The organism is Paenibacillus roseus, from assembly GCF_016424485.1.
In the GTDB taxonomy this organism is placed as follows: Bacteria; Bacillota; Bacilli; order Paenibacillales; family Paenibacillaceae; genus Paenibacillus_D; species Paenibacillus_D roseus.
In genome coordinates this window covers 276,015-289,654 of record NZ_JAELUP010000065.1, presented here as the reverse complement: position 1 = coordinate 289,654, position 13,640 = coordinate 276,015, and the positions used below count along the sequence as shown (strand labels likewise).

The window sequence follows — 13,640 nt, the reverse complement described above, 5'->3', positions numbered from 1 at the left end:
GAAAGATTCTGAAGAAGCGAAGCGCTCGCATTCGTTCAACTTGTATAGGGAGCAAGGATTTGTAAGGGGGCGTTCGTTATGAAAGGCCGGATTCATTCCATGGACACGTTCGGCACCGTAGACGGTCCGGGCATCCGATTCGTATTGTTCATGCAGGGCTGCGCGCTGCAATGCCAATTCTGCCATAACCCGGATAGCTGGGATACCGCGCAAGGGCGTCAAATGTCGGTCGACGAGGTAATTGCGGAGCTGGAGCCATATCTGGTGTATTACCGCAAATCGGGAGGCGGCATAACCGTGACCGGTGGAGAGCCGACTTTGCAAGCTTCCTTCGTTGCCGAACTGTTCAAGACGGTCAAAGAACGGTTCGGCCTTCATACGGCGCTGGATAGCTCCGGTTTTTGCGAACCAGCGAACGCCGAGTCACTGATTGCGCACACGGATTTGGTGCTGCTCGATTTGAAGCAGATGGACAGTGCCAGGCACCAGCAGCTTACAAGCCAGCCCAATGAGCGGATTCTTAAGTTTGCCTCATGGCTGGCCGAGCTGAAAAAGCCGATGTGGATCAGGCATGTGCTTATCCCGGGAATTACAGATGCGTGGCAGGATTTGACTGCACTCGGCCGGTTTGTCTCCGGACTGGATTCGGTCGAGCGGATCGAATTGCTTCCTTATCATCGGATGGGCGTGTACAAATGGCAGCAGCTTGGGCGCAGCTACCCGCTGGAAGGCATACAGACACCATCAGCGGCAGAGTTGGAGCGGGCAAAAATCATTATTGAAACCGCAAGAAAGAAATCGGCAGCCTCACCCTGAAGGGTTGCCGATTCCTTTTGTCTTGACGTGTCCCTGGAGTCTGTAAAATTTAGTTGTCGCGTTTCATTTTACAATCCGGAATTTATAACTAAAAGGTAAAGGCGCTGGGCCAGCGCTCGGTTGAAAGCTTTTCAGCTTAGGCACTATTTTACGAGTAACCGAAATTTAAAAGTTTGAGGACTTTTGGTTGAATGCAACATAGCGTGATATTGCCCTTAACAGTAATGGCTGGAAAAACACAATCATTAACTTTTGAGTGAAGCCTTTAATTATGATTTTATCTACGTGATCAAAAGTTTAATCTAACCATTTAAACTTTTCTTAGGGGAGGTAGAGCTTCTAAAAAAATATCACTAATTAAATGAATTAATTCTTACAAGTTCTTTTTATTTTTACCAATAAAATGTATGACTAACCCTGTGACAAATGATACTTGAATTGAAATTATTATTAGTACAACAAATACATCCTCTAACCCTCCTGATGACCCGAATACGTTTATTAACAAAATATAAATAAAAAGTGAAATTATAATACTTAAAATCATTGTACCTATGATTTTAATCATTAAATTACCTCCAAGAAATTGTCTGGTAAGGCCCCTACCAGACTTAAACTTATGTTGATTACAAGTCAAATTCAATCCCATAATCTTGCGTATCAACTGTAATTCCAGGAGTAACGGCTAGTCCAATCGGGTAAATTCCTACCCCTACAGTTCCTCCTATTTTATTATGACCATAGCGTAGAGTCGTGGTCGTACTTTTCAATCAAAATCGGCCCTTGATTCCTATATAGGGAGACAAGGGCCGTACTTGTAACATCGGGTTATTCAGAAACGTAGAACCCTGACGATAAATATTAAAAAGGAACAGGTATTATAGCTTCATATTACTGCTGTGACCCGGAGAAAGCTTGGCTGAAGGATCGATGTATACTTTGGCATTGTTGACGGCGGTAGGCGCTTCTCCAAATCCGACAGCGATCAATTTGAGCTTGCCGGGATAAGTTGTAATGTCCCCTGCGGCAAAAATCCCCGGAATATTAGTCTCCATGCGAGTATCCACAACGATGGAATTGCCTTGAATCTCAAGTCCCCATTGTGAGATTGGCCCCAGCGATGAAATGAACCCGAAATTAACGATTACAGCGTCGACATCCACAATTTTTTCTTCCTGAGTCTTAACATCGCGAATTGTAACGGCATGAATGCGGTCGTCACCGTGCAGGGCAGAGATTTCCGTCGGTGTCAGTACGTGGACCGAAGACTCCATCAAATTTTGCACACTATGCTCATGGGCACGGAACTTGTCGCGTCTATGGACGAGGGAGACGCTCTTGGCGATCGGCTCCAGCATCAGCGCCCAGTCGACAGCGGAGTCCCCGCCCCCGCTGATGACAACGTTCTGTCCTTTGAATTGATGCAGATCACTGACAAAATAATGAAGGTTCTTGCCTTCATACTTGTCGGCGTCATCCAGCTCCAGACGGCGTGGTTCGAAAGCGCCGACGCCTCCCGAGATGATCACTGCCTTGGCGTGATGGATAGCCTTGTTCGTATGAATTTCAAAGTGGCGCTCACCTTTTTTGATGACATTGAGCACCTTTTCTTCCAGGCAAATTTCCTGCTTGAAGTGATCCATCTGAGTTTTAAGCTGATTAACCAGTTCCTGGGCCGTTACTTTGGGAAAGCCAGCGACGTCATAGATATATTTTTCAGGGTATAGTGCTGCAAGCTGCCCGCCAAGCTGGGGCATACTCTCGATAATTTTTACCGAAGCCTGCCGCATTCCTCCGTAAAAAGCTGCAAACATCCCGGCCGGGCCTGCGCCGATAATGGCAATGTCCACTATATGATCTGATGAAGCTTCAGAATGACTCATTAACAAACTGCACCTCCATAAAGTTAGGTAATAACACTATTATATTAACAAAAAAGTTTAAAAAATAAAACTTTGTATGTTTCTCTAAAGTTTTTCGTATTTTTATCTCTTGAACTTTTAGTGAAAAGCCGATATGATTTCAGATGTATATACGCGGAGACCATTATCGAACTAACAAGATGCTGATAAGCACGGTTCGGTTGACATAAACTAGATCCTGGAGACATAGAATTACAATCTGGTTTGTGTAATTTTTCACATGGAATGGAAGGGATTAAGTAATGAGTAGCATACCGAAGATTGTCATTCTTGGAGCAGGGTACGGCGGAATTCTTACAGCGCTTCGTCTGCAAAAAGAATTAAATTACAATGAAGCCGACGTGACCCTTGTCAACAAGCACGACTATCACTACATTACGACCCATTTGCATATGCCGGCTGCCGGAACGGATAACCCGGAAAATGCCCGAGTCAGCATTTCCAAGCTTATTGACGAGTTCAAGATTGATTTTGTAAAATCAACCGTTGTTCAAATCCGTCCACAAGATAAGAAAGTTATTCTGGAGGATGGGACTCTCTCTTACGATTATTTGGTCGTTGGCGTTGGCGGTGAGCCGGAAACATTCGGTATCCCCGGCATGAGCGAGTATGCGATGAATATTCGCAGCATCAACTCGGTTCGTCTGATCCGTGAGCACATTGAATACCAGTTTGCCCGTTACAAGCGTGAGCCTCATCGTTCGGACTATCTGACATTCATCGTAGGCGGCGCCGGTTTTACAGGGATTGAGTTTGTAGGCGAACTGTCAGACCGTCTGCCAGAACTGTGCAGGCAGTTCGATGTCGATCCGTCTATCGTGAAACTTTATAACATAGAAGCGGCTCCAACCGCTCTGCCTGGCTTCGATTCCGAACTGGTTGAATACGGCATGGAAGTGCTGAGAAAGAAAGGCGTTACGTTCAAAATCGGCACAGCGATCAAGGAATGCACGCCTGATGGCGTTATTGTAGGGGAAGGCGAGGAGATTCGTTCCCAGACCGTTATTTGGACCGGAGGCATCCGCGGCAACCGTCTGATCGAGGAAGCGGGCTTTGAGACGATGCGCGGACGCGTCAAGGTTGATGAATATTTGCGTGCTCCCGGCAGTGAGAATATTTACATCGTCGGAGATAATTCGCTCGTATTCAATCCGGAGGGCCGCCCATACCCGCCAACTGCGCAGATTGCGATGCAGCAGGGCGTCGTATGCGCCCATAATCTGGTCGCTTCTATCCGCAACCAGTCGCTCAAATCATTCGAATTCAAAAACAAAGGCACGGTAGCTTCCCTTGGCAAAGGAGAAGCAATCGGGATTGCTTTCGGCAAGAAGTATAAAGGCAGTACGGCAGCCTGGCTGAAAAAGCTGATTGACCTTCGATATCTGTTCATTATCGGCGGGATACCGCTCGTCCTGCGCAAAGGGAAGTTTCTGTAATGAGACATTGCAGCGTACAGGTACGCGGACTGCTGACCAGAGAGGAACTTGATCGCTACAATGCCTTGATGGAGGTCGGCTCGTTTCTGGAATCGCAGAATCGGTATGATTTGGCTTACACCGTACAGCAAGAGATTGATCGTCTGATTGTACCCGGCATTGAGCGGCTCAAGGAAAAGGGCCGTGAGCGTGATCGTGCCACACAGCAATACTTGGAGGAAATGAATAAGGAGGAAGCTGAATAGCAGCTTCCTCTTTTTGTTCAAATGCAGAATCGCTTGATGATTTTGGCGCAGCACCTCAAAAAGCCCCGCTAGCCTTCATGGTGAAGGTTGGCGGGGCTGAATTTTAATCAAAAGACGCTAGAGCAACAACAAGCAGTAGCTGGAATCCGTTGGCGCTCTAAATGCTTAGCAGTTTGCCAAGCTTGTCCGAATCAAGCAAATTGCCTACGTAGAAGTCGCCAAAATCGCCATAGCGGGCGCTCACTTCATCAAAGCGCATTTCATAGACGAGCTTCTTGAACTGGATCGGGTCATCCGCGAACAGCGTTACGCCCCATTCCCATTTGTCAAAGCCAACCGAGCCTGTAATGATCTGCTTGACCTTGCCGGCGTAAGAACGGCCGATCATGCCGTGGCTCCGCATCATGCTACGGCGATCGTCCATGCTCAGCATGTACCAGTTGTCATTGCCTTCGCGGCGCTTGTTCATCGGATAGAAGCAGATATGGGCTGCTTTTGGCAAAATCGGCTTGAGTCTGGCGGCAATCTCAGGGTTTTCCGAAGGATCCGTGCCCGGCTTCGCCATATAGTTGCTCAGTTCAACTACGCTCACGTACGAATAGACGGGTGTTGTGAATTGGGCGAATGCAGACTTGTTAAAAGCGGTCTCCAGTTCGTTCAGTTCCTCCAGCGTTTCCCGCAGGTGCATGAAGATGATGTCGGCTTTTTGGCCAACGATGCTGTATACAGCGGTGCTGCCTAGCTTGCTGTCCTCGGTTGCGGACCATTCGCCAATAAAGGACCTGAGCTCGTCCTCCGCCTGACGGCGCGCATCTTGGCTTGCCAGCTTCCACGCAGACCAGTTGATGGTGCGGAAATCATGGAGCGCAAACCAGCCCTCCAGTGTTTGTGCTGCTTCACTCATTGAAATCTCTCCTTCTTCGGCCGGTAGGGATGTACACTTGCGGCCTGCAATTGTCGGTTATATTCCTCTTGCTTCGTATATAATGCCGAAATATCCGGCCAGATGGCCTAATAACGTCATTTCATATTGTAGCTTAAATATGGAAATGAGGGCAAATGGCGGTCTTGTGACAATTGGATTGGCGCAATTGACTTCACGCAAGCGTTTCTATAAACTACAGTATAGCATGTACAAGAACGTGACCGTAGAAAAGGAGAAGCGCTGAATGCTCCAGATGATTATTGCCATGATGCTGTTTTTCGTTATGATGTTTGGCATTGGCTTTATTTTAAATATGCTGATGAAGACGACCTGGTTTCCGGTATACCTGTTCGTCATCGTCCTGCTCCCGATCGGAATCTATTACACATGGGATGATTCACTGGCTTTTGTAGACAACTTGCAAGCCTACACGTATGTAGATATCGCTCCGGCTGTCACGGCTCTGATCGGCGCCTTCGTGAGCGGATATACGATTCGCGCGCTGCGCCGCGGCGGCTATAAGATGTTCTAGTTCAAACTACAATTGAATCAGAAAGCTCTCCTTAAGCAAGGTTGCGGCTATTAATGCCGATGCTTGAAGGAGGGCTTTTCCTTTTGGTTGCTCGCCGAAGGACGGCAAAGCCGTTTACGCTTGGGCATCGTAAGGCCGTGTAATTTATGTTAAACTATGTAGACGATGCTAGGAACGAGTGCATATGAAGACAATGAAAGAGGTGGGCGGGGTGCGGATCGGAAACATTCTTCATTTCACGGAGCATCACCGTTATTACATATACCGGGATTTTTCAATCGGCAGCATGGACTTAAAAGTGCTTCAGATGATTTACCAGCCTATGGTAGGGGCGGCAGCGGCGAGTCTCTATCAACTGTTATACCATCATATTCCGACAGACCAGGTAGGCTATTCGCAGCTGGAATCGCAGCGCCGACTGTTCCTTAGCCTCGGGCTGGAGATGAATGAGCATGGCCGCAGGAGCTTGATCGATTATGCCTCTCGGCTTGAAGCTGTCGGTCTTTTGCAAACATCAAGACTGGCTTTACCGCACGGGGAAGATACCATCTTTGAATATGAGCTTGCAGAGCCGCTGGGGCCGGAAGAGTTCTTTGAGAATCAGCATTTGACGATGTATCTGCGGGATAAAATCGGGAAGTTCGCGCTGATCTCCTTGCGGCAGGAGTTTGTATCGAGGGAACCGGATGAGCTGGCGCATGCCCAGTTGGAGAAGGAGAACATCTCAATTCCGTTCTACGAACTGTTCTCGCTGAACACTCATTCCGTGGACAGTGAGCTGGAGCAGGCGCTTTCCGAAGTAGCCCCTTCCAGGCAAACTGCAAGGGCTATTCCGGATAGCCCGGAGACTGCTGGTATCCAGTACGGCGAGATTATTTTGCGTTTTCCCCGCCATTCGGTAAACCGTCCATTCGTTGAGCGGCTGCGAGGCGATCAGAAGCAGCTTGCAAGGCTAAATTACGTCGCTTACAAGTACAACCTCAATGTAGTGGATCTATGTCGCTTACTGGATGAAGACGGGATTTTCTCCCGGGGAGGAGAGTTGATGGAGGAGGAGCTTCAGTTGCGCGCCAATCAACTCTATCGCCAAGATCGCAAACGGGGGGACGAGCGGGAACGCAAGCTTGCCAAGATGGCTGTCATGCAGCAGGGGGACGTCGAGGAGGACATGCCTCAGGAGCATGCAGTGCAGGCCGAGAATTGGCTGGAGGTGCCGGTGCAGCTTGCCGGTCGCTGCGATAAGGCCCAATACAACATGCTAATGCGCAACGAGCCGCATACGCGCTTTCTGGCTCGCTTTTTCCCCGGTGCTGTGCCGGAGTGGATGGAACGGGTATTCGAACGAATCGACCTTAATTATCGCTTGCCGGGCGCTGTCATCAATGTGCTCATTCATTATGTGCTTGGCGAGAAGAAATCGCAGCGTGTCAGCAAAACCTTTATCGATGCTGTAGCTGGCAACATGCTCGTCCAGCAGGTAGACACCTTCGAGAAGGCGGTGAGCTACGTGAGGGAGCAGGATAATGTCGAGGAGCGCCGGAAACATACGGACACTCGTGCGGCTGCCCCAAGGGCGAGCACCCAGAGAACCCGCGGAAGCCGCAAGCCGAGCATGCCGATCGTTGAAGATGTGCCGTCGGGGGCCGCTCCTACGCCGGAAGAACTGGAAGCGGCGCTCCGACTTGCGCGCAAACTGGACGGAAAGATGGAGTAGGAGGTGAGCGGCATGGAGTCGCTTAGTGAAGTGCTGAAGCAGTGGCCTGTGGGAAATAAAATGTCGGACAAAGCCAGGCAGCTTCAGGAAGAGCTGCTGGATCACCCGCTCGTCATCAAGCTGCGGGCCAAGTATCCGGAGTTGAATGAAGACAGTATTCGGCTCAATCTGAACCGGGTCTACCAATATACGAAAGAACACGGGAACTGCTCCAATTGCCCGGGGCTTGACCTTTGCCCGAACGACTTTGAAGGCCATTATACGATGCTTTCGGGGGAAGATCAGGGTGGTGTCACACAACTGGTCGACCGCAAGGTGCCGTGCAAGAAGTTCCTTGCCCGCCAAAGCGAGCAGCAAGTTCGCAGCCGGGTGCGCAGCTTCTATGTGGATGATCTGGCGCTCTCGCGGGGGTATTCAGCCGAGGAGATTATGTTCAAGGACCTGGAGCGGCTGAAGTCCGCCCAGCAGGTGATGGGGTATATTGACCAGACCAAGCAGGAGGGACTGCAGACACGCGGATTGTATCTGGGCGGCAAGTTCGGAACGGGCAAGACTTTCCTCATGTGCTACATGCTCTATGAGCTGGCGAAGGCCGGATATTCAGGCGTTATTGTCTATGTCCCGGAATTCGTTGAGGATTTGAAGTCGATGTTTCAGGAGCCGCAGAAGCTCAAGGAGACGGTGGAATTGATGAAATCGACCGATCTGCTTGTGTTCGATGATATTGGCGCGGAAAATCTGAACCCGTGGGTTCGCGATCATGTGATGGGAACGATTCTGAATTATCGAATGAACCGCAAGCCGACTTTTTACACTTCGAATCATGACCTGGACATGCTGGAGAAGCATTTCAGCTTTACCAGCAAGGACGGCGATGAACTTCACAAAGGGCAGCGCCTGATGGACCGTATTCGCCCATTTGTAGACTATGTGCTTGTATCAGGTGAAAACAAACGAGGCAAATGAAGTCTGTTGAAGAAGCTGCGAAGCTTGACTTGATTGTCTGATAGGTTGCTCTCCCAACAAGAATAAAGCCGTCCCGCAGCATGGAACGGACAGCGCTGTGAAAGCTCTGCTGTCTGCCGGATATGCTGATGCAGGACGGCTGTTTATTTTACCCGTAAAACAAGGCGTTTGCCCTTCAAAGGACGGCAAATCCGGTTACGCTCGATAAGATTGCGGGCGAAGCCTGTTATGGATACAAGTCGTGCAGGGAAGCAAGGAGCTTCACATCCGTACCGCAGTCCGGCCAGAGATTGTGCAGCTTCTTCTGTGCCTCGTGAATCGTTGCCGCACAACCGAGCCTGATCAGCACTCCCGTTGCAACGCAGGCGGTTCGGCTTCGGTCCTCCGAGCAATGCAGCCCCAGCCTGTAGCCAGTCTCCGCCATCTCACCGATCCAATCGACGGCTTGGCGGATGCGTTGTTGCTGATTTTCCGTATCAGCGGCAATTGGAATTTGCACGTAGTGCAGGGGATGCTCTTTGCCGGTAAGCACCTTTTCCGCTCTCAAATCGACGATCACCTGACAATGTTCTTTTTCAATCAACGAAGTCATGTCGCCTAGACCGCCAATCCATACTTTTCCTTCTACCAGCTGCTTGCAGCTGTTCCATGCTGTCTTGACTTTTGGCAAGCGGCCATCCCTCCCTGCACGTTCAATAGCCCATTAAGTTGGTCATTCAGCTTCTTATAAGTGTATTAAAATCCCATCTTTTACATGACTAAATCATATAAGAATTATGTCTCCATTTGTTCAATAAATCTAAAAAATATATTGACACTAGACCCATCTCCTGATATTATCCATCCATAACCAACTAAAAAGGTAGGGATTGACAGGAAGTTTACGCCCAGAACAACTGGAGTAAATCTGGACGAGCCTGTGCGTTGGTTCAAATATGGAGGGGGATTATTAAATGAAACAAACGCTTATGTTTTCATCCCGTATTCTCACAGTTGCCTTAGCTCTTACACTAGCTCTTACGGGCTGCGGTTCAGGCAACGGTGGAGGAGGCACAACCGGTACATCCGAAGGCACCCCGCAACAAGAGAAGGCAACTCCACAGAATGAGGCCAAGAAGCCAGTTAAATTGCTCAACGTCTCTTACGATCCTACACGTGAACTTTATGATGAATACAACAAGGCTTTTGCTGCCCACTGGAAGGCCGAGACCGGGCAGGATGTCACGATTGAGCAGTCGCACGGCGGCTCCGGCAAGCAGGCACGTTCAGTTATTGATGGCCTGAAGGCCGATGTCGTTACATTGGCGCTCGGCTACGATATCGACGCTCTGGTTGGACCGGGACTTCTAGATAGCGAATGGCAGAAACAATTTGAACATAACAGCTCGCCTTATACGTCCACGATTGTATTCCTTGTGCGCAAGGGCAACCCGAAGAACATCCTTGACTGGAATGATCTGATCAAGGATGGCGTAGAGGTAATTACACCGAATCCGAAAACCTCTGGGGGAGCGCGCTGGAACTATCTGGCTGCCTGGGGTTATGCGCTGAAACATAACAATAATGATGAAGAGAAGGCCAAGGAATTTGTGAAGGAACTGTTCAAGCACGTTCCGGTTCTGGATTCGGGAGCCCGCGGTTCAACGACGACTTTTGTCGAACGGAAGCTTGGGGATGTTCTGCTAGCCTGGGAGAATGAAGCACTGCTCTCGCTCAAGGAATTCGGAGAAGGCGAATTTGAAATTGTAACGCCTTCGATCAGCATTCTTGCAGAGCCTCCGGTAGCTATCGTTGATAAAGTTGTGGATGGTCGAGAAACTAGAGAAGTTGCGGAAGCTTATCTCCAATATTTATACAGTGAGGAAGGGCAGGACATTGCGGGGAAACATTTCTATCGTCCGATTTTGCCTGCTGCAGCGGAGAAATACAAGAGTCAGTTCAAGGAAGTAGAACTGCTCCAGATCGATAAGGATTTCCAAGGCTGGAAGGCTGCTCAGGAGAAGCACTTCAATGATGGCGGTACATTTGACCAAATTTACACTCCGGGCTCCTAGCATGGCGGCTCGTACATAGGGGGGACTCACTTCACATGAAAGGTTCCAAACCAAAAGCCAAAGCCAAAAGCGTCTTGCCGGGTTTCGGGATTTCTATGGGTTTTACGATTTTTTACTTATGCCTTATCGTCATTATTCCGTTGTCTGCAGTATTTATCAAGACATCAGGCATGACGATGGTGCAGTTCTGGGAGACGATCACCAATCCTCGGGTGCTCGCCTCCTATAGGATCAGTTTTCTGACAGCTTTCGCTGCAGCGCTAATCAATGTCGTGTTCGGGCTGCTGGTCGCCTGGGTGCTTGTCAGATACAACTTCCCGGGGAAAAAGCTCATCGATAGCCTGGTAGATTTGCCGTTTGCCTTGCCCACTGCAGTAGCAGGCATCGCTCTGACGGCAATCTATGCCCCGAACGGATGGATTGGAAGTCTTCTGCAGCCGCTCGGCATCAAGGTTGCGTTCACACCGCTTGGGATTACCATCGCACTGGTCTTTATCGGGCTGCCTTTCGTAGTTCGGACTGTCCAGCCTGTGCTTCAGGATTTGGAGAAGGATACGGAAGAAGCGGCGGTCATGCTCGGCGCTTATCGGTTGCGGACGTTCATCAAAGTCATTTTGCCGGAACTGATTCCGCCGTTGCTCACTGGATTTGCAATGGCGTTTGCCAGAGGGCTTGGTGAATTCGGTTCGGTCGTCTTTATCTCTGGCAATATGCCGCTCAAGACGGAGATCGCACCGCTATTAATTATGACCAAGCTGGAGCAGTTTGACTATATGGGAGCAACAGCGATTGCGCTCGTCATGCTGGTCATTGCCTTTGTTATGCTGTTAATTATTAATGTACTGCAGTGGTGGTCCGGCCGCCGCGCTATCGCAGGATAGGGGGCAGAAAATGGCAGGAACAGTTACCGCTCATTTGGATCACAAAGCAGCGCAGCGACCGCAGCATATTAATGAATCCGGGCCGATGCGCATAATACTGATTGCAATTGCGTTGTTGTTTTTAACATTGGTTGTCGTATTGCCGTTAGTTACCATCTTTATCGAAGCTTTCAAAAAGGGTGTTGATGTGTATGTGGCTTCGATTACCGAGCCATACGCATTATCGGCCCTCAGGCTGACATTGCTCACGGCAGTGGTTGCAGTTCCGCTGAATACTTTGTTTGGCGTTGCGGCTGCCTGGGCGATCGCCAAATTCCAGTTTCGCGGCAAAAATATTTTAATCACTTTGATTGATTTGCCGTTTGCCATCTCCCCGGTTATTGCCGGTCTGATTTTCGTGCTGCTGTTTGGCGCCCAAGGTTTCTTAGGGCCATGGCTGGATCAGCAAGGTATTCAGATTATTTTCGCGCTTCCGGGTATTGTATTGGCAACGATTTTCGTAACGTTCCCATTCGTAGCACGGGAGATTATTCCGCTGATGCAGGCGCAGGGAACCCAGGAAGAAGAGGCTGCAGCCAGTCTCGGAGCCAGGGGGTGGCAAATATTCTGGCGGATTACGCTGCCGAACATCAAATGGGGCTTATTGTACGGCATTATTCTATGTAATGCCCGCGCAATGGGCGAATTTGGCGCCGTATCCGTTGTTTCCGGTCATATAAGAGGTCAGACGAACACTCTTCCGCTTCACGTGGAAATTTTGTATAATGAGTATCAGTTTGCCGCTTCGTTTGCAGTAGCATCTTTATTGCTGCTGCTGGCTGTTCTTACGCTGGTAGCGAAGGCGGTAATTGAATGGAAATCAGAAAAATAAAAACATAGTAATTCGGTAGGAAAAGTGTTATTATAAATTTAACGACTACGAAATTATATGTTTACAACATTTCTAACAGGAGGCGGCGTTGCTGAATGGAGAGAACAATTACAATTAAGAGTGGACAATGGAATCTGGCAGCAACGCTGCACTATCCGGAGGCAACTGATAATAGTCATAACAGAGAACGTTATCCCATTATTGTGATATGCCACGGTTTTGTAGGCAGCAGAATTGGAACGGACCGGCTATTCGTTAAAGCGGCCCGCGAGTTCAGCAAGCACGGGTTTATGGTATTGCGGTTTGATTATGCCGGATGCGGCGAGAGCGACGGGGAATACGGGGAGACAGGGCTTGATTCATTTATTGAGCAGACCCGCTATGTTCTGGATTACGCTTTGGATATGGACTGTGTAGACCCTGAACGCGTCATCCTGCTCGGTCATAGCCTTGGCGGAGCGTCAGCGTTGTTGACAGCAGTGAATGACAAACGCGTCAAGACGCTGCTATTGTGGGCGCCGGTTGCGCATCCGTACACCGATATTGTGAAAATTACGGGTCGAGATGTACATGATAAGGCAATGACTCAGGGGGAGGCAGATTATCTCGGCTATAATCTGCGTCCGGTATTCTTTGAATCCCTGACCAAATACCAACCGTTGCGTGATCTGAAAGATTTCAATGGCGATGTGCTGCTCGTTCACGGTACTTCTGACGATGTAATTCCGGTTGATTACACGTTTTTATATCAGAAGCTGTTTTGGACCCGCTATGATGGGCAATGCGACAAAGAGGTTATTTTGCAAGGAGATCATACTTTCTCCTCACAGGCCAGCTTGACTGTATTGCTGAACAGCACAGTCAATTGGCTGTTGGAATTGGAGAGAAAGAAAAGAGATTGGAATGGTTGGGTGATTTAGAGCGTGTGAGCAGCGCAGCAGCTGCATTATCCTGATTAGCTTCACCGCTTTTCTTGCTCACACCGCGCTTTATTATATTTAAAGAAAAGAGGAGAGATTATCATGCCAAAGCCTTTGCAAATTGATCAATTTTGGAATGACAGAATATCCGATCAATTAAATGGACTTGAATATGGCTCGGTATTGATTACCGTCCATGACGGCAGAATTGTACAAATCGACCGGACAGAGCGCAAGCGGTTTGATCCTCCTGCTTCGGCGGAGAATCGGCGTAGTAGCGATAATCCTATTAAATCGGTTAAATAGACATTTGAAGCCACATACACATCAACAATGATTATTTACAGGAGAGTGAGCA

The 13,640-nt window shown here is 49.0% G+C and carries 14 protein-coding genes; 11 read left to right on the top strand and 3 right to left on the bottom strand.

The features are described from left to right. Positions 1–78 precede the first annotated feature (78 nt). Positions 79–816 (top strand): pyruvate formate-lyase-activating protein, encoded by a 738-nt coding sequence (pflA, locus tag JFN88_RS13435; protein ID WP_199019798.1) that lies wholly within the window; start codon positions 79–81, stop codon positions 814–816. Between the two features lie 878 nt (positions 817–1,694). Here the strand turns inward: pflA and JFN88_RS13430 are convergent. After that, positions 1,695–2,699, bottom strand: a complete 1,005-nt coding sequence (locus tag JFN88_RS13430; RefSeq protein WP_199019797.1) for an NAD(P)/FAD-dependent oxidoreductase — start codon at positions 2,697–2,699, stop codon at positions 1,695–1,697. Positions 2,700–2,980: 281 nt separating this feature from the next. Here JFN88_RS13430 and JFN88_RS13425 point away from each other — a divergent pair, with 281 nt between their 5' ends. Together JFN88_RS13425 and JFN88_RS13420 are read left to right on the top strand one after the other, a co-directional pair. Beyond that, complete coding sequence (locus tag JFN88_RS13425; protein ID WP_199019796.1) at positions 2,981–4,174, top strand: NAD(P)/FAD-dependent oxidoreductase; 1,194 nt, start codon at positions 2,981–2,983, stop codon at positions 4,172–4,174. Further along, positions 4,174–4,419, top strand: coding sequence for a hypothetical protein (locus JFN88_RS13420; RefSeq protein ID WP_199019795.1), 246 nt, complete (start codon positions 4,174–4,176; stop codon positions 4,417–4,419). The genes JFN88_RS13425 and JFN88_RS13420 overlap by 1 nt, the downstream gene beginning before the upstream one ends. A 157-nt stretch (positions 4,420–4,576) precedes the next feature. Here JFN88_RS13420 and hemQ read toward each other — a convergent pair whose 3' ends face one another. Beyond that, entirely contained in the window at positions 4,577–5,323 is a 747-nt protein-coding gene (gene hemQ / locus JFN88_RS13415; RefSeq protein WP_199019794.1) for a hydrogen peroxide-dependent heme synthase, read from the bottom strand. 265 nt (positions 5,324–5,588) lie between these two features. On the opposite strand from hemQ, the gene JFN88_RS13410 reads away from it, so the two are divergent. From JFN88_RS13410 to dnaI, 3 genes are all read left to right on the top strand, one after another. Next, positions 5,589–5,876, top strand: coding sequence for a YuiB family protein (locus JFN88_RS13410; protein WP_199019793.1), 288 nt, complete (start codon positions 5,589–5,591; stop codon positions 5,874–5,876). 211 nt (positions 5,877–6,087) lie between these two features. Further along, positions 6,088–7,590 carry a replication initiation and membrane attachment family protein gene (locus JFN88_RS13405; protein WP_199019881.1) on the top strand — a complete coding sequence of 501 codons (1,503 nt, stop codon included), beginning with the start codon at positions 6,088–6,090 and terminating at the stop codon, positions 7,588–7,590. A gap of 12 nt (positions 7,591–7,602) precedes the next feature. Beyond that, complete coding sequence (dnaI, locus tag JFN88_RS13400) at positions 7,603–8,556, top strand: primosomal protein DnaI (RefSeq protein ID WP_199019792.1); 954 nt, start codon at positions 7,603–7,605, stop codon at positions 8,554–8,556. A 226-nt stretch (positions 8,557–8,782) separates the two neighbouring features. Here dnaI and JFN88_RS13395 read toward each other — a convergent pair whose 3' ends face one another. Beyond that, complete coding sequence (locus tag JFN88_RS13395) at positions 8,783–9,226, bottom strand: protein-tyrosine phosphatase family protein (protein WP_199019791.1); 444 nt, start codon at positions 9,224–9,226, stop codon at positions 8,783–8,785. A gap of 283 nt (positions 9,227–9,509) precedes the next feature. On the opposite strand from JFN88_RS13395, the gene JFN88_RS13390 reads away from it, so the two are divergent. The 5 genes from JFN88_RS13390 to JFN88_RS13370 all read left to right on the top strand — a co-directional run bounded on the left by JFN88_RS13390 (position 9,510) and on the right by JFN88_RS13370 (position 13,588). Further along, positions 9,510–10,610 carry a sulfate ABC transporter substrate-binding protein gene (locus tag JFN88_RS13390; RefSeq protein ID WP_199019790.1) on the top strand — a complete coding sequence of 367 codons (1,101 nt, stop codon included), beginning with the start codon at positions 9,510–9,512 and terminating at the stop codon, positions 10,608–10,610. Positions 10,611–10,645: 35 nt separating this feature from the next. Then, the gene (cysT, locus tag JFN88_RS13385; protein ID WP_199019789.1) at positions 10,646–11,491 is read left to right on the top strand and encodes a sulfate ABC transporter permease subunit CysT; all 846 of its coding nucleotides are present in this window, start codon (positions 10,646–10,648) and stop codon (positions 11,489–11,491) included. A gap of 10 nt (positions 11,492–11,501) precedes the next feature. After that, positions 11,502–12,362 carry a sulfate ABC transporter permease subunit CysW gene (gene cysW / locus JFN88_RS13380; protein WP_199019788.1) on the top strand — a complete coding sequence of 287 codons (861 nt, stop codon included), beginning with the start codon at positions 11,502–11,504 and terminating at the stop codon, positions 12,360–12,362. Positions 12,363–12,457: 95 nt separating this feature from the next. Beyond that, on the top strand, positions 12,458–13,282 hold the full coding sequence (locus JFN88_RS13375) for an alpha/beta hydrolase (protein WP_199019787.1): 825 nt from the start codon (positions 12,458–12,460) through the stop codon (positions 13,280–13,282). A 102-nt stretch (positions 13,283–13,384) separates the two neighbouring features. After that, complete coding sequence (locus tag JFN88_RS13370; protein ID WP_199019786.1) at positions 13,385–13,588, top strand: YezD family protein; 204 nt, start codon at positions 13,385–13,387, stop codon at positions 13,586–13,588. Positions 13,589–13,640 lie beyond the last annotated feature (52 nt).